The sequence below is a fragment of the Halobacteriovorax sp. BALOs_7 genome (genome assembly GCF_003612895.1).
Classification (GTDB): Bacteria; Bdellovibrionota; Bacteriovoracia; order Bacteriovoracales; family Bacteriovoracaceae; genus Halobacteriovorax_A; species Halobacteriovorax_A vibrionivorans.
The window spans coordinates 1,878,885-1,895,264 of sequence record NZ_CP027772.1 but is presented as its reverse complement, the minus strand read 5'-3'; the positions used below and the strand labels follow the sequence as shown (position 1 = coordinate 1,895,264).

The following is a 16,380-nucleotide window of genomic DNA, read 5'->3' as shown; positions in this document are numbered from 1 at the left end:
GGGAAAGTTATGAATCAAAGAAAAGTATGTATCGTTACAGGTTCGAGAATTCCATTTGCTCGCTCTGGAACAAAGTATCAAGGAGTTTCTAATAAGGAGCTAATGACAGCGGCCCTTAAAGGTCTTGTTGATAAAATGAATTTAAAGGGAAAAGAAGTTGGTGAAGTTGTTCTTGGAGCTGTTAGTAAACATGCTTATGACTTCTCTTTGGCCCGTGAATGTACAATTGAAGCAGGGCTTTCATTTCATACTCCTGCAACAGATATTCAAAAAGCTTGTGGCCTCTCTCTTGAGGCCTCTAATATTATCGCCATGAAAATTGCCACAGGACAAATTGAATGCGGTATTGCAGGTGGTGTTGATACAAATAGTGATATTCCAGTTGAGTTCTCTAAGAATTTCTCAGATGCTATGAGTAAAGCAAATTATGCTCGTTCAACAGGTGATCGTATCAAGGCCTTATTAAGTATTCGTCCAGCGGACTTAAAGCCTTCATTTCCTGCTGTAAAAGAGCCTCGTACAGGTCTTTCGATGGGACAAAGTTGTGAACTTATGGCGCAACGTTGGCAGATTCCAAGAAGTGAGCAAGATCAATTAGCATGGGAGTCTCATCAAAATGCAGATCGTGCATATAACGAAGGCTTCTATAGTGATCTCGTTGTTCCATTTAAGGGATTAGAAAAGGATGGGATCTTAAGAGCGGATACGACAGTTGAGAAAATGGGGAGCTTGAGAACGGCTTTTGAGAAGTCCGATAAGGCGACATTAACTGCTGCAAATTCAACTCCTCTTACTGACGGAGCATCTGCCGTTTTCTTATGTAGTGAAGAATATGCAAAAGAAAATAATCTAGAGATTCAAGCTTACTTTACAACTTGCCAGTCTGCTGCAGTTGATTTTATTGAAGAAGAAGGGCTTCTTATGGCCCCTGTTTATGCCGTTCCTAAACTTTTAAAAAGAGCAGGCCTTACTCTTCAAGATTTTGATTTCTATGAAATCCATGAGGCCTTTGCTGCTCAAGTTCTTTGTACTTTAAAAGCCTGGGAAGATGAAGAATTCTGTAAAACAAAACTAGGGCTTGATGGGGCACTTGGATCAATTGATCGCTCGAAGCTAAATGTTAAAGGTGGATCACTTGCTCTTGGACATCCATTTGGTGCTACTGGCGCAAGAATTGTGGCAGGCCTTGCTAAAATGCTTAATGAAAAAGGCGGTGGAAGAGGACTCATCTCAATCTGTACAGCAGGTGGGATGGGAGTCGTTGCCATTGTTGAAAAATAAATAATTCTAAAAATAAAAAAGGGCATCAATGATGCCCTTTTCTTTGTTCAAATATAATCTTTAAATTTTAAAAATTATTTTTCGTTACAAGTTTCGTAACAAAGATTTCTTTGAGCTTCGTCAGCAACAAGTGCACACTCATCGTAACACCATGGCATCGACTTATTTCCTGATGCATAGTACGGCCCGTTTAAACATGAGTCCATGATTGCATTATGACATGCCATGAAATCATCTTTATTTGTTATTTCTTTACAAACTTCATTTGCTTGTTTTGCACAAACTTTTAAAACGCTTGCTGAAACATTTACTGATAATACTAAAGTAGCTGCTACTAATAATCCTTTCATATTTTTCCCCTTATAGATCATACACACAAGATGCTTTATTCCCAGTTAGAGACTCTAGCTTTGCTAGTGCCGCTTCGTAGTAATAGGCATCTTCCCCATTAGATTCTTTTAATACATATAATGTTTTGTAATTTGGTAATTCTTTTTCTTTTAAAACTTTAAAATTATCTGAGTATAAGATATTTTCAAGTTCCACAAGTGCGTGGTCTGAGATTCTTGCCCAATTAACGACAATCTTATATTGATGTAACTTTACGTAACCTGTTGCATAATATGCATTTTCACATTGCTCACGTAGCGTCTGCGCATTTGCAAAAAAACTAGTAGCTAGCATTAATATTGCTATTATTTTCTTCATGACCTCTCCAATGTAATTGGCCACTTATAACGAACGCATAACGAAAATAAAAGTTAATTTAAGAGATATGTAATAAGTTCTCAACTATTTTTATGACGCCCTCTGTCGCAGTCTTATCTATTGTGTAGTCAAATAATTGAGCGTTATTAGTTGGATAGGGATTAATTTCAAGACAATATGCACCAGCGCTTTTGGCCATAGTTACAAAGTTGGCCGCTGGATAGACTAAACCTGACGTTCCAATAGAGATAAATAAGTCACAATCAAGTAAGATCTGTTGGATTTCATCGAGATGATGGGGGACTTCTCCAAACCAGACAATATCTGGCCTAAGATTGCCCTTTGTATGACAACACTCACAGCGACTTTCGCCAGTTAAATCGTCAAGCCATTGATAGACACGACCCGTTTTTATACAGCGGGCCTTTAGAAGTTCTCCGTGCATATGATAGACGTTCTTTGAGCCACCAGATTCATGGAGGTTGTCCACATTTTGCGTAATGATATTAACTGTATACTCACCACTTGCTTCAAGTTCACCAAGTTTTATATGGGCAGCATTGGGTGTTACCTCATCGCTTAAAAGCTGACGTCTTCTTTGATTGTAGAATTCATAAACTAAAGTGGGATTGTTTTTAAAGGCCAAGGGGGAGGCCACTTCATAAATATCATGATTTTCCCAAAGGCCATTCTGATCACGAAAAGTCTTAAGACCTGACTCTTTTGAGATACCTGCACCACTTAAGACACAGATATTTTTTATTGAATGTGAACTTGTAAGCTCTTTTAGAAAATCCATGGGAATATGGTATCATAAGCGAGTGAATTTAAAAATATGAGGTTTATAGGTGGATCCAGTTTCTCAAGCCGTTGTGGGAACAATGGCAGCTCTTGGAAGCATACGTAGAAAGAAAACTAAGACGACTGAAAAGGAGTCTGGCCCAAGCTTTAAGGCCATTGCCTTGTGGGGTGCTCTGGGGGGATTAGCTCCGGATTTAGATGTATTAATTCGCTCAGCTAGTGATCCTCTTTTCCACGTACAATTTCATCGCCATTTTACTCATTCCATTTTCTTTATTCCCATAGGTGCTCTTGTCGTCAGTTTATTCTTGCGATTATTTAGAGTGCCAATTAAAAGAAGTTATCTCTATACTTTCCTAGGTTATGCCACTCATGGAACTCTTGATGCTTTTACTAATTACGGGACACAGCTTTTTTGGCCGCTCAGCGATATGCGTGTTGCTCTAAATGGTGTTGCAGTCATTGATCCTCTTTGCACAATTCCGCTTGTGATTCTTGTCTTAGTCGCTATTAGGCTTAAAGATATACGATTTAATATAGCGGCCATTACTTATCTTTGTTTGTTTATGAGTTTAGGCCTTTACCAAAAGCAGAGGGTGACTAAGTTTTTGATTAGTAAATCGCTAATTAATAATGAAACAACACGCTTTATGGTTAAACCAACAATCTTTAATAATGTCGTATGGAGATCTATTGTTCTAGATCAGTCTCAAGCGAAATTCTACGCTGTAAAAAGTATTCCTTTTGGCGAGATTAAACTTTATCCAAAATATGAGAGCGCAAAGATTGTAAAAGAGGATGAGATTGAAAACTTACTCAAGCATTATGATTCAAAAAAATTCTCTTATGATTATGAACGCTTTAAGCACTTTACTAGTGGCTACCTACATTGGGGAAAGAATAACACTATAGTAGATTCTCGCTATAGCATTCTGCCATATTCTTCTGAGGCCATGTGGTCTGTTCAATTTCATAAGGGCCCAGGCCACGTTCATTTTAATACTGAAAGGGCCGTTGATGTGAATGCTAGAAAAGAATTCTTAAAGCTACTCTTAGATTTCTAAGAGGTAACTTGATAGGTATTCAATATTTTCTTCTTGCAGCTCGTGAGAGTTAATTTTAAAACTCTTATATTGTGCATTTGAAATGATTGTCTTCAGTTTTTCAAAACTTTTATAAGAGTTCTCATACTCAACAACAGGGTCTCCCTCATTGTGAACTGAAAGGTGAGTGAAGTCTTTATTTTGCCCTAATTTATCAACCCTAGTATTTGAGTTAATGGCAATAGATGACTTAATCCCGCTTATCGACGAGGCCATAATCGGAGCAAGATACCCTCCTTGAGAATAACCAATCAAACTCACTGTATTCATAGGCACATTCAATGTATTTAAAAAGTTTTCTAAGGCCATAATTGGTGCCTGCATATCAATATGATAACTACCCTTACTATGATCAAAGAAGTACCAACTATAACGATAATGAATAACTTTTGGTCTTATCTTTGGAATGGGAAGGATGCCATTAGGGATAAGGACTCGAAACTTATCTTTAACTTCATCTGCTAATTTATCAACTAATGTCTCTTTTATTTGCTGCGCATTTTGGGCAAAGCCGTGCAAGACAAGTAGAGTTTGCTCGGCGTTCTTATTTCCCATCTCAATATAGTCAATCGGTAAAGTCGTTTGGACATTTATTCGGCTAGTATTATTTTCCATATGTCATATAATAGTAGGGGCGAGGAGATATTAAAAGTGAATTCTAGTAGTGTGGACTTGGCCCGTGAAATTGTTTTAGAAAATATTTCATTCTTTGAATGGATGAATATGGAAAATATTCTTATCTCGATAAAAAAAGAAGATCTCACTCTCTTAGATGAGGTCAATATGGAAGTCCTGGAAGATTACTTAAGTGAATTCTTAAATGAGGATTTAATCGAGAGAAAAATTGAAATAATTAACTCTCGAAAAGAGCCTTATTATCGCCGCAAGCAAATTAAAAAGAAAAAGAGGTTTGGAATCTTCTAAGCTTCTCTCTTCTACATAATCAATGCAAGAAATACCCAAATTGAAGAAGCTGTCACAAGTGGAATTGTGAGATTGTCATCAATTTTAAAGTCTAAGAAGTCAAAACCAGTTACGACAATTGAGCTAAAAACACACACTAATGCGAGTTTCACATCAAAAGTGTAAACACTTGTAAGTACACCAATGTGGATTGCTAGAGTGGCAATAAGAAATGCAACAGTACCTTCAAGAGATCTATTAGGCGCTAACTTTGTCTTACCAAATCGAATTCCAATAATGGCACTTAATGGATCACATACTGCTAGTGTAAAGATGGCCACAAGTGCAATAGTTTTTGGAAATGTTAAAATTGTAAGAAGTAGGCCCATGAGATAAGGCATTGATGCCGATTCTTTAAGCTGCTCCTCTGCCCTTAGAAGATATTTTGATCCAAGTTTTGTTAACTTGTTTTCTGGATAGTTTAAACGAATTTGTTCAAGAATATAGAAAAGACACGTGGCCACCCCTAAGATATGCACGGCCTGGGTGTGAGTAAGAAAGTGCTTATAAATCATTCCTGCAATAACTCCCATCGAGAAATGGAAGATACGACGCGGCATGTGAAGGTCTTTACGAGTTTTTGTTATCTCTTCTTTCTTATCGTTATTCTTATCTGTATTTTCTGTCTCACTTGCTTTCACTTCACAAGTGTCTTGTTCATTAGCAGTCATTGAGGTTGTATCCATGTCCCCATCTTAACTCACAACGTAAATCCTGACAAAGATATTTCAGTATATTCCTACTTTTTAAGGGCGGAAATACTATTATCAATGAAATCTTTCGTAATTTTAAAGAAACTTCGTGTTTGATCTGGGCCGTAACGACTTGCAGCATCGTTCATCATCTCCACTGATATCTCTCCACTTCGCTTCAATGTTTCCTTTAGGATAAGGGGACCAGCTAACTCAAATATGAATATACTAGAGATAATTGTTTGAAAGATTATTTCACTTGTTACATGTGGGATTTCTCCAATAACCATTGCAACCGCTATGGCCGTACCTGCATGTGAATATAGACAGTGGCCAAGATTGTGGTAGTCATTTTCTTTTACACGATAGGCAAAGACTTTATTAGCAAAGTAAATTGAAATTACTCTAACGACTATATACATGAGAACATAGAGGGCGCCCTCTGAGATTATACCTGCAATATTGATATGAGTACCAGCATAGACGAAGAAAATTGCATAGAGGGAGCTTCCCATATCTCTTACGGTAGTATGAATGAGGCGACCTTTGGAAGAAGCCTGAGTGATGGTAAAGCCCATCACTAAGGAAACCAATAGGACGTTCAAATTTAAAAAATAAGTAAGGGTTTGCGCAAATATCAGCATTGTTACAATTGAAAAGAGAAAGTTTCCAATTTTATTTTCAAAATTCTCTAGCCAGGCAAGTAGGATTCCTAGAACAACACCGATAGCAATAGAGCCAAAAATGACCTTGGCCATACTTAAGATGGTCTCGTATGGAGTATCAAAAGATGGCCAAACACCTGTGGCCTCAAAGATAGCAGTAAAGATTAAAGTTCCAATGATTGTAACACCAGTGACAATTCCTAGGTGAATCATGATTGCATCTGTTAATGGCCCATGGCTATTATACTCTTTCATAACAAGAACTGTTGTAGGGGGAGCCGCTTCAACACTTATAACAGCAAGCATAAATGAAATAATAAGGATATTACTAAAAGTGAAGGAAGAAAAAATCAATAGGGTGATGGCAAAGAGAATAAAACTAAAGAAGAACATGAGGGCAACTTTTATATGTGATTCTTTCACAACCTGCTCTGATATACGCCTCAAAAGATACTTATTAAACTCGCCACCTATATTGAATAGAATAAGTCCTAGGGCAAGATCGGAGAGGTAACTTGTTTTTTCTAAGAACTCATGAGTTATCACACCACTTACATATGGCCCAAGTAGTATGCCCAAGATAATGAAACCAGAGACTTTTGGAATCCCAATATTCTTCGAAAACCTGGCCACAATAAGACATAGAAGTAGGCATAATCCCAGAATAGGAATAACGGCCTGAGTGTCTGATGGGTCAATAAAGTTGAACAATTTTTACCTCGAGCGTTTTCTGAGTACCATGAGTAATTTAATGCAGTGAGAAACTTTGACCAACTTAAGAGGTCTTAATTTTTACAAAATTAGTTTTTTGCGGATACAATAGAATAAATGAAGGGTGCCATGCACCTTTTGTTTCGCAATTGCGTAACAAAAGGTGCATGGCACCCACACTAAAGAGGGTGTTCAGTGAAAAAAAAGGTCTATTTTATTGTTTTTATTTTAGTCATTCTAGCAGGTTTACTGGGGTGGGGAATTCTAAATTACCCTAAGTCTGATGGTTATCGTTCAGGAAAACTTGTTCGTATCACAAAGAAAGGTGTTTTTTTTAAAACATATGAGGGAACTCTAGACCTTGGAAGTGGAGACAGATTAACTTGGAATTTCTCCATTCATGATGAGTCCATTGGTGAGCAGTTGTCAGCACAGGCCGGAAGAGATGTAAAACTTAAATACCAAGAACTCTTTTTCAAATTATTCTATGAGACTAATAATGTCGTACAATCGTGGCAAGTTGTGGAGAGTCGTGAAGATAATGTCTTCTTATGTCGACTTGTTCGTATTCTACAAGAAAACTCATCTGTCGTTGAATACTTAAGACCTAAGATTCAAGCACAAGATAGTGAACTACTTCAGCGTATGCGCGACTGCAAGTAAGGTTGCTCTACCAGTACTTCGCAGTTAGGGCGACTAGTAAGCATGGAAAGAGAATGATTACTGTGAAGATCAGAAAGTTGAATGCATAGTAATCAGGGTCACGAAAGAATTTCATAATAATTTTCTTTATATTTAATGACATAGTGGGGCTCCAGCTTGGGGGTTCCACATTGTATATACTCGATATGCAATTGTCACCGTTCCAATGATTAGAAATAAGTATGGGATTCCCATTTGCACCTTGGACGGGAATTTAATTTTTTGAATAAGTGTTGGGCCAAAAACTAAACCAGGTAAAGTTCCAAGCCAAAAGAAGAAAACAAATAGGGCCGCAAGGACAGGGGAAGCTGCACTGATGGCAAGAGCTAGCATCGCCCAAAGTAGACCACAAGGAAGTAAGACGCTAATACTTCCAATAGAAAAGTTAAATAGGTAAGGCCTATTTCCAACCTTCTTTGATATTGCAGGCCAAAGCCTTGCGTTCAATTGATGAAGCTTTTGAGAGATCTTTGCAGTAAATTTTAAATTATTAAACTTAAAGACTTTCTTTGCACCCATCCATATAAGAATGAGTCCAATACTTAGACTCGAAAAAAGCATTAAGTAAGGGTTGCCTTTAAAGTCAAGTAGAGTAAAACCTAGAGTTGGTATAATTAGTGCCACTGATAGGTAACCAAGTAGTCTTCCCAATTGGTATGAGAGGTTTTGACCGACATTTCTTGAGACGGCCATTGTTATACCACCACACATTCCCACACAGTGGAAATTTGCCACAAGTCCCATTGTTAAGCCTGCGCTTATAATGAGATATGGAGAAATGCCTTGGAGACTACTTAGTTGGTCCAACGAGTACCGCCTCTTTTTTTATAACTTTATTTGTATCTAAATCAGTTATGATAAAAGTAAACTTACGACTTCCTTTTTCTAATATACTATTATTGAAGACAATAAATACGTTTTGTCTCTTGTGAGTTGTCGTAAACTCAAAAGGGTTTCTTTGCATTTTTATCTCATAGTTTTCTTTATCAACACCTTCGATAGCAAATTTCACATTATGAGTTTTTATATCACCACTTTGTTCTAAAACAATTTGGAAATGATTTAATGTCTTTGTATCTGACTGTACTCTAAAAGGTGTACCTGGACCTCTGAGGACAGTCGTCGTAATTCCTTGTGACATTGAGACACTGAAAATAAAGCCGATTAAAAGTCCAATTAAGACAATGAGATAAGCGATATTTCTAAATGAAAAAATTTGGCGTCCTTTGCCTTCCATATTACTTTGAGTATCGTAGCGAATTAATCCCTTGGGTCTCTTTGTTTTCACCATGATATCATCACATGCATCAATACAATTTGTACATGCGATACACTCTAGTTGCACCCCTCGGCGTATATCAATTCCTGTCGGGCAAGCTTTTACACATGCATAGCAATTAATGCAGTCACCGTGCTCACTAGGTTTTTGACCTGGTTGGCGCCTTGGTTCCCCACGCTTTTCATCGTAGAGAATTGCCAGTGAATTATCATCCATTATTACTGATTGCATTCGGCCGTAAGGACAAGCAATAATACAAAATTGCTCTCTAAACCAACCAAAGTCGGCCAGTACAATACTGGTAATAATTAGCATTATTGTAAAGAGAGTAAAGTTATCAGATGGATTCTGTAGACTTATATTAAGTAGATTATGGGTACCAACAAAGTATCCTAGAAAAGTATGCGATATATGAAGAGATAGGATGAGGAATAGTATCCATTTTATACTTTTCTTAGTTATCTTTTCAAAGTTCCATGGTGACTCTTGAAGCTTCTTTCTTTGTCTAGGTTTTCCTTCAACTAAACTCTCAATACGTAGAAAAATTGCATCGATAAAGACAGTTTGAGGACAGGCCCAGCCGCACCAGACGCGTCCAAAGATACTTGTTATAAACCCTATGAAAAAGATAAAACCAAGAATGATAAAAATTAATATTGGTGCATTGTGTGCATAGAATTTATATGTAAAGAATGAAAATTCTCTTGCCGGGATATTTAATAGTATGATTTGTTCACCATTTATATATATCCACGGCAAGACTAGATAAATAAATATGAGAAACCAATAGAACAATTTACGCCTATTTCTCCATACACCTTTTACTTCCTCTGGAAAGAGAAAGACTCTGTGCCCATGGTCATCAGTTGTTGCTAAACGTGAATCATGTAGTTCAAAATTTGATTTCTTTGCCATATTTACTCTTTAAATTTATTCTTTAAGTTTGTCGCCTTGTGGGTCTTTCGCCTTTGCAGGAGTTGTTCCATGTAAGTTCATTACATGGGCCGTCACTGCCATTATATCCTCTTTACTTAAGATATCTCCCCAAGCAGGCATTCCCATATCTTCATTTCCATGTACGACAAACTTGTAGAAGTTCTCTGGCTTAAACTCTTTAATATTAATCCAAAAGTCATCAGTTAGGTTTGGCCCGATATCACCACCACCATCTTCTAGGTGACAAGCAGCACAGTTTTCTACAAAGACTGTATGTCCTAGTTCTTTTGCAGAATCTGTTGCTACATATTTATTATAAACTTCAATATCAAAGTTTGCAGTATTTGCAGCTTCTGCTTCGATAATCTTTTGCATCTTCTCCATATCTTTATTGTAGGTCTCTCTAAGAGTTGGCCCATCCATAAGGACATAGTACATAAAATATGGAATACAAAAGATGAAAGAGAGGGCCCAAATCCCACTCCACCATCCAGGTAGAGGGTGGTTGAGCTCTTGAATCCCATCATAGTCATGATCTAGGACTAGGTCTTTTTCATCTTCAAGGACTATATTTTTTTGGTTAGAGTCTTTATTATTACTCATTGTTACTCCCTTTGTTTTCACTGTTGACCTTTTGGCCATCAGAAAGAGCGTTAGCTGTTATTTCCTCATAAAGCTCTTTAGAGCCCGGTCTAAATGACCAGAAAAATGCCCCAAGGAATACAAGCACGAAGATTATTAAGCTAAGTACAGGCATCCATTCCCAAGGCATATTTTGCATAACTTCTGATTTCATTATTAATCTCCTTGTTCCTTAGTATCGATACCAAGTCTTTGGAGGTATGCAATGAGTGCAATAATCTCTTTGTCTTGCATTTTCATTGGTACACCAGACTTATTCAAACCTTTTGTGATTTCATTTGCCTGCTTCATAGCACTGTCTATTGCATTTTCGACTTCCGCTTTTGAATAAGGAGTACCTAATGCAACCATTGCCTTCATTTTCTTTGGAAGCATTTTAAAATTAACCTTCTTTCTTGTTAGCCAATCATAATTAGGCATGATTGAACCAGCTGTTACTTCTCGAGGGTTTATCATATGGCGGTAGTGCCACATATCATTGTACTTTCCACCAACACGAGCAAGATCAGGCCCGATTCTCTTTGATCCCCATTGAAATGGCCTATCATAGACAGACTCTGCAGCAGTCGATGGATTACCATATCTTAACTTTTCGGCAACTGTTGGCCTAATTTGTTGTGAATGACAAACGTAGCATCCCTCGCTTACATAGATATCTCGTCCGATTAGTTCAAGAGGAGTGTAAGGCTTGACTCTCGGGTCTTTTTCCACAAAGCGATCTGAGATTAGTGAAGGAATTATTTCAATAGCACCACCAACTAAAATGGCAACAAGAGTAAGAACGGTAAAGACCATTGGAAGGCCTTCTAGTTTACGGTGACTGTCAGCGTCCTTTTCTTCCGGCTTTGCTGAAAGAGGAGCGGCCTTAAAGATATCTTTTTCGGCTTCTTTTCCTTGATTGGCATACTTTGATTTCTTATAAGTCATCCAAATATTAAAAATCATTAAAAAGAAGGCAACTAAAACAAAGACGCCACCGATACCTCTAACCCAGTACATTGGAATAATTTTAACTACTGTCTCAATGAAGTTTGGATAAACGAGTTTTCCAGTTGCATCTACTGCACGCCACATTAGACCTTGAGTAATACCAGATACCCACATTGACATCATGTATAGTAATAGACCTACTGTTGCTAACCAGAATTGAGTATTTGCAATTTTCTTAGAATAAATCTCAGTTTTCCAAAGCTTTTCAGTACAATAGTACAGAACACCGACGATTAGCATATAATTCCAACCGATAGTACCAGCATGAACATGGCCAACAACCCAGTCAGTGAAGTGACCAATGTAGTTCACTGATTTGATTGAAAGTAGAGGACCTTCAAATGTGGCCATCCCATAAAAAGTAACAGCTGTTGCTAAGTACTTAAGGATTGGCTCAGTTCTTACCTTATCCCAAACACCTCTTAGTGTTAAAAGGAAGTTGATCATACCACCCCAAGATGGCATCCATAGGATTATAGAAAATGTCATCCCTAAAGTTTGAACCCAGTCTGGTACAGATGAATAGAGTAGATGGTGTGGTCCGGCCCAAATATAGATAAAGACTAGTGACCAGTAGTGGATAATCGAAAGTCTATATGAGTAGATTGGTCGATTTGCTGTCTTAGGTAGAAAATAATAAATGATTCCTAAGAACGGAGTAGTTAAGAAGAAAGCAACAGCATTGTGTCCATACCACCATTGAACTATTGCATCTTGTACACCTGCATAAATTGGATATGACTTTAAAAAACTAACTGGTAATGATAGTGAGTTGAAAATGTGTAGTACTGCGATTGTAACGATCGTTGCAATATAGAACCAAAGAGCTACGTACATATGACGTTCACGTCTCTTTATCAGTGTTCCAAAGAAGTTTACAGCAAAGACAATCCACACAACTGCAATAGCAATATCAATTGGCCATTCTAGTTCTGCATACTCTTTACCAGTTGTAATTCCCAGTGGGAGTGTAATGGCCGCAGAAACAATAATTAGCTGCCAACCCCAGAAATTTATCCATGATAAGACATCTGAAAACATTCTCGCTTTACACAACCTCTGTGTCGAATAATATATCCCCAGAAACATTCCGTTACCAACAAATGCAAAGATTGCAGCATTAGTGTGTAGAGGTCTTAGGCGGCCAAAAGTTGTCCACTCTAAGCCAAGGTTCAATTTCCAATAAGCTAGTTGAAATGCAATAAAGACTCCCATAAATAGAGCTACTGCACCCCAGACAATTGTTGCCATTAGGAAAGCTTTCGAAATTTTATCGTCGTACGAAAACTCTTCTAATTGGGCTTCATGATTTGTACTCATAATCACTCTTCCTTTTTGTTTTTAACATCATCATTTATATGATTTTTTTTCTTCTCAGTTTTAATATCTTTATCGTCATCAAATAACATTCTTACTGATGGCGTATCTAAGTCATCATATTGTCCGCTCTTTGCGGCCCATATAAAGAAAACTAGAAACGCCACACCTAGCATTATCGCAAGAGGTAACAAAACAAATATGACTTCCATCAGCTTTTACCCTTTATTTTTAAAATTCTCTTATCAAATCCAATAAGAGGTATTGTACTAGAGAGCAATACAGTTAAAGAGCTTAGTGGCATTAGTATTGCCGCATAAAGAGGAGTAATTATATTGGCCATGGCCAGGCTTATTCCTACGATGTTGTAGCTTACTGCAAAGAAGATATTTCTTCTTAATGTTTCCCTTACATTTGAAGCAACTTGAAATAGAATTTGGATAGGAGAGAGATCATCATTAGCAACGTAGATATCACAGCTTCTCATGGCCATATCTGCTCTTGCTCCTATCGCTATTGACGTATTTGCTTTAACCATAGCTAGAGCGTCATTATCACCGTCACCAATAAATGTAACATTCTTAAGCTTTGCTGCTAATGTTAGCTTTTCTTCAGGCTTTTGTTCGATGTAGATATGTTTTGGATTAATTCCAAGCTTTGTTGCAACATCGTATGCAGAATCAGAATGATCACCAGTTGATAAGTGTATATCGATATCTTTTGCTTTAAGGTGGTTAACGACTTGTATACTTTCTGCTCTAACGCTATCTGATACTTCAAATGTTGCAAGAAGAGTTGAATCTTTAAATAATCCAATAAGATTCTTTTCTTGTTGAGTAATCGCTTTTATTTCATATTGAGCTTTGTTAATAATTGCACTAACTCCGCTTCCTAAAATATTAACAACATCAATAAGTTGGTATTGATTTGCTTCCTCTTTTGTTAACTTCGATTTTGCATACTTTTTTATAGCAATGGCAATTGGATGTTGAATACTACGCTCAATTCCTAGTGCTATTGCAAGAATCTCATTATCGCTATATTGAGACTTATTAATGAAGTGATTAACGGCAAAGTCACCTTTAGTCAGAGTCCCTGTTTTATCAAAGATTAAATTCTTAGTATTATTTAATTCTTCAAGAGAAGATTCATTTTTAATATAGATACCAATTGATTTTAATTTATTAATTCTTGTTGCAATAACAATAGGTGTAGCAATTGCAAAAGCACATGGGCAGCCTACTATTAAAATGGCCAAGATCTTCTCAAAGCTTGTTGTAAGATTACCTGTATATAGGCCTTGTAATAGAACGATTGTACTTAAGAAAATAATTCCAATAGTGAAGTATTTCGAAATTTTTTTGGCCCATAAATTAGCAGGGTTCTTTTGGATTGAATTTGATTCAATTCTCTCTAGTGTCTTTCCTAGTTGAGTTTGTAGTCCTATTTCTTCAACCTCAAGAGAAATACTAGGGCCAATGCAAATTGCTCCGGCCTTAATTTTGTCGCCTTTATTAAGAACTATAGGGTGGCTTTCTCCTGTGTTGATTGTATTGAGAATAATTCCTTTTTCACTCAATAACTTACAATCAAAAATTATGCGCTCATCTTCTTCAACGACAATTGTATCGCCGACTTCAATCTTACTCGAGTAAACCTGTTCTTCTTTTCCATCTTTAACAAGTTTCACACCTGTATTGTAGAAAAGAGAAGAGATACCTTTTGTGGACATTGATTTTTGCGTTAATACCTTAACAGCAAATCGCGATAGTAAGATTAGGAAAACTAATGTTGTGATTGAATCAAAGTATACAGGACCTGATCCAATTAAAAAATTATATGTTGAGAGGATAAAGCCAAATGCAATTGCCATAGCAAGTGGTATATCAACACTTGTACTTTTAAGTTTAATCGCGCTTAAACTGCTAATAAAGATAGGTTTTGCGCTAAAGAGAATAACAGGTAGGGCAAAAGCAAGACTAATTCCATCAAATAGACGAGCGTACTCATGAGTTGCTCCTGCATAATTTGAAATCGCATAGATCATAATATTCATCATGGCCGAAGCAGCAACTCCGATTCTTAAAATCTCTGTACGATTACTAAGTTTTACACTCTTATTTGATGCTGGATTATAAGCATGAGGAAGATAACCAAGTCCTTCTAATGTAGCGGCCAACTTTGCTATTGAATAAGGCTTCTTAGTATCGATAGTAAAACTTGCGACATTGTTACCAATATTAACTTGGCCATGATCGATGAAGTCCAGTAGCTTAGAGATTCTCTCAATTAACCACACACAAGCAAGGCAGTGAATTCCTTCTATTAGAAAGTGTACTCTTAGCTTGTCATTATCAATTGTGATAAAGTCATTTAAGAATTCTTTCTTATCCATAAATTGATACTTATCACTTAACTTTTCGTAACTTTCTTTACTTGTTGTTTGTAAAAGTTTTGGATTCTTAGACTTCTGGACATCTTGATATTGATAGAATTCTTGTAGGTTATTTGAATGAAGTAGGCCATAGACACTCATACAGCCGTAACAACAAAAGTGATGTTTCTTACCACTCTCATTACCATCACTTTCTGATGTGATAATGTTATTGGCATCAAGAGGTTCACCGCAGTGATGACATATGCCATCTTGAGCTGCGACTAAGTGCTCTTGGGCCTGGGCCCTTTCAAAATCCATTTCTCAATTCTTCGTTATAATAACAATTCTTTAAACTTAATTAAGTAAAATATTAGTGAACCCCGTCGGCTCTTTTTTGTAGCTCTTTGCGATCTTTAATAACGATCAATTTACCATTTTGATCAATAAGGCCATCCTTTCGATATTCAGAGATGATGCGAATTAATGTTTCATTCGCTGTCCCAATCATTGTTGCCATCTCTTCTCTTGTAAGCTTGAGGTTAATTTGAACTTCGCCGTTACCAAGATCAACACCGTGCGAGTCTGAAAGTTCCAGTATAAGCTGTGCAATACGCTCTCTTACATTTTTTTGATGAAAAGAACTTGAGCGCTCTTCAGCAACACCCATATCACGGCTAAGCTTGTTAATTAATTCTAATGCGATTGATGGCTTATCATTGATTAGCTTAAGGACATGATTGCGATCGATAAAACAAACCACGACATCATCAAGGGCCGTAGCTGTTCCGTGAAATTCTTGTGCTGTAAAAAGAGAGCGGTGACCAATAACATCACCATGAGTAACAATTCTAATAATTGTTTCTTTCCCGTCTTGACCAGTTTTTGTAAGTTTTATATTTCCAGATTGAATGCAGTAGATTCCTTCCGGGCTATTTCCCTGAGAGAAAATACTTTGGCCACGTTTAAATTTTAATGTGTGTGTCGTCGATGAAACTTCCATTGCTTCTTGGAAAGTTAGACCACAAAAAATTCCCATATCTTTTGATGGGCAATCTGCACATTGTTTCTTATCTAAAACTGCCATTTTCTACCTACTCGTTCCTTACAAACATAATTTAACACTTATTTAAGTTAAATAATATTTTTGTAAAAAAACATGATCTTCATCATATTAGTTGCATTATTTATAGTCAAATTTTCATATACTTAGCCA

Annotated in this window: 19 protein-coding genes; 4 read left to right on the top strand and 15 right to left on the bottom strand. The window is 36.9% G+C overall.

Annotation, left to right across the window (positions count from 1 at the left end; all coding sequences use genetic code 11):
• Positions 1-9: 9 nt before the first annotated feature.
• Complete coding sequence (locus tag BALOs_RS09060) at positions 10-1,281, top strand: acetyl-CoA C-acetyltransferase (protein WP_115363190.1); 1,272 nt, start codon at positions 10-12, stop codon at positions 1,279-1,281.
• Between the two features lie 74 nt (positions 1,282-1,355).
• Here BALOs_RS09060 and BALOs_RS09055 read toward each other — a convergent pair whose 3' ends face one another.
• The 3 genes from BALOs_RS09055 to BALOs_RS09045 are packed head-to-tail and all read right to left on the bottom strand — an operon-like array spanning position 1,356 to position 2,788.
• Positions 1,356-1,631, bottom strand: a complete 276-nt coding sequence (locus tag BALOs_RS09055; protein ID WP_115363188.1) for a hypothetical protein — start codon at positions 1,629-1,631, stop codon at positions 1,356-1,358.
• Between the two features lie 10 nt (positions 1,632-1,641).
• Entirely contained in the window at positions 1,642-1,989 is a 348-nt protein-coding gene (locus BALOs_RS09050) for a hypothetical protein (protein WP_115363186.1), read from the bottom strand.
• 58 nt (positions 1,990-2,047) lie between these two features.
• The gene (locus tag BALOs_RS09045; protein WP_120404969.1) at positions 2,048-2,788 is read right to left on the bottom strand and encodes an NAD-dependent deacylase; all 741 of its coding nucleotides are present in this window, start codon (positions 2,786-2,788) and stop codon (positions 2,048-2,050) included.
• A gap of 49 nt (positions 2,789-2,837) precedes the next feature.
• Between BALOs_RS09045 and BALOs_RS09040 the strand changes: the two genes are divergently transcribed.
• Complete coding sequence (locus BALOs_RS09040) at positions 2,838-3,854, top strand: metal-dependent hydrolase (protein WP_120404968.1); 1,017 nt, start codon at positions 2,838-2,840, stop codon at positions 3,852-3,854.
• On the opposite strand, the gene BALOs_RS09035 is transcribed toward BALOs_RS09040, so the two are convergent.
• Positions 3,843-4,508, bottom strand: a complete 666-nt coding sequence (locus BALOs_RS09035; RefSeq protein ID WP_120404967.1) for a hypothetical protein — start codon at positions 4,506-4,508, stop codon at positions 3,843-3,845. The two genes, BALOs_RS09040 and BALOs_RS09035, sit on opposite strands and share 12 nt — an antisense overlap.
• A gap of 36 nt (positions 4,509-4,544) precedes the next feature.
• Here BALOs_RS09035 and BALOs_RS09030 point away from each other — a divergent pair, with 36 nt between their 5' ends.
• On the top strand, positions 4,545-4,817 hold the full coding sequence (locus BALOs_RS09030) for a hypothetical protein (protein ID WP_133296971.1): 273 nt from the start codon (positions 4,545-4,547) through the stop codon (positions 4,815-4,817).
• Between the two features lie 11 nt (positions 4,818-4,828).
• Here BALOs_RS09030 and BALOs_RS09025 read toward each other — a convergent pair whose 3' ends face one another.
• Together BALOs_RS09025 and BALOs_RS09020 are read right to left on the bottom strand one after the other, a co-directional pair.
• Positions 4,829-5,542, bottom strand: coding sequence for a diacylglycerol/polyprenol kinase family protein (locus BALOs_RS09025; RefSeq protein WP_115363176.1), 714 nt, complete (start codon positions 5,540-5,542; stop codon positions 4,829-4,831).
• Positions 5,543-5,595: 53 nt separating this feature from the next.
• A complete protein-coding gene (locus tag BALOs_RS09020) occupies positions 5,596-6,924 on the bottom strand; it encodes a cation:proton antiporter (protein WP_115363174.1) in 1,329 nt (442 codons plus the stop codon).
• Positions 6,925-7,119: 195 nt separating this feature from the next.
• Here BALOs_RS09020 and BALOs_RS09015 point away from each other — a divergent pair, with 195 nt between their 5' ends.
• The gene (locus tag BALOs_RS09015) at positions 7,120-7,587 is read left to right on the top strand and encodes a hypothetical protein (protein WP_115363172.1); all 468 of its coding nucleotides are present in this window, start codon (positions 7,120-7,122) and stop codon (positions 7,585-7,587) included.
• 7 nt (positions 7,588-7,594) lie between these two features.
• Here BALOs_RS09015 and BALOs_RS15490 read toward each other — a convergent pair whose 3' ends face one another.
• The 9 genes from BALOs_RS15490 to BALOs_RS08975 are packed head-to-tail and all read right to left on the bottom strand — an operon-like array spanning position 7,595 to position 16,251.
• Positions 7,595-7,729 carry a hypothetical protein gene (locus BALOs_RS15490; protein ID WP_255509249.1) on the bottom strand — a complete coding sequence of 45 codons (135 nt, stop codon included), beginning with the start codon at positions 7,727-7,729 and terminating at the stop codon, positions 7,595-7,597.
• A complete protein-coding gene (locus BALOs_RS09010; RefSeq protein ID WP_120404966.1) occupies positions 7,720-8,433 on the bottom strand; it encodes a sulfite exporter TauE/SafE family protein in 714 nt (237 codons plus the stop codon). The genes BALOs_RS15490 and BALOs_RS09010 overlap by 10 nt, the downstream gene beginning before the upstream one ends.
• Complete coding sequence (gene ccoG, locus BALOs_RS09005; RefSeq protein ID WP_120404965.1) at positions 8,417-9,820, bottom strand: cytochrome c oxidase accessory protein CcoG; 1,404 nt, start codon at positions 9,818-9,820, stop codon at positions 8,417-8,419. The genes BALOs_RS09010 and ccoG overlap by 17 nt, the downstream gene beginning before the upstream one ends.
• 15 nt (positions 9,821-9,835) lie before the next feature.
• Positions 9,836-10,444, bottom strand: a complete 609-nt coding sequence (locus tag BALOs_RS09000; protein ID WP_162929631.1) for a cbb3-type cytochrome c oxidase N-terminal domain-containing protein — start codon at positions 10,442-10,444, stop codon at positions 9,836-9,838.
• The gene (locus tag BALOs_RS08995; RefSeq protein WP_120404963.1) at positions 10,437-10,637 is read right to left on the bottom strand and encodes a cbb3-type cytochrome c oxidase subunit 3; all 201 of its coding nucleotides are present in this window, start codon (positions 10,635-10,637) and stop codon (positions 10,437-10,439) included. The genes BALOs_RS09000 and BALOs_RS08995 overlap by 8 nt, the downstream gene beginning before the upstream one ends.
• 2 nt (positions 10,638-10,639) lie before the next feature.
• Entirely contained in the window at positions 10,640-12,793 is a 2,154-nt protein-coding gene (gene ccoN, locus BALOs_RS08990; RefSeq protein WP_120404962.1) for a cytochrome-c oxidase, cbb3-type subunit I, read from the bottom strand.
• Between the two features lie 2 nt (positions 12,794-12,795).
• Positions 12,796-13,002 (bottom strand): cbb3-type cytochrome oxidase assembly protein CcoS, encoded by a 207-nt coding sequence (ccoS, locus tag BALOs_RS08985; RefSeq protein ID WP_120404961.1) that lies wholly within the window; start codon positions 13,000-13,002, stop codon positions 12,796-12,798.
• A complete protein-coding gene (locus BALOs_RS08980) occupies positions 13,002-15,485 on the bottom strand; it encodes a heavy metal translocating P-type ATPase (protein ID WP_120404960.1) in 2,484 nt (827 codons plus the stop codon). The genes ccoS and BALOs_RS08980 overlap by 1 nt, the downstream gene beginning before the upstream one ends.
• 52 nt (positions 15,486-15,537) lie before the next feature.
• Entirely contained in the window at positions 15,538-16,251 is a 714-nt protein-coding gene (locus tag BALOs_RS08975; RefSeq protein WP_115363158.1) for a Crp/Fnr family transcriptional regulator, read from the bottom strand.
• Positions 16,252-16,380 lie beyond the last annotated feature (129 nt).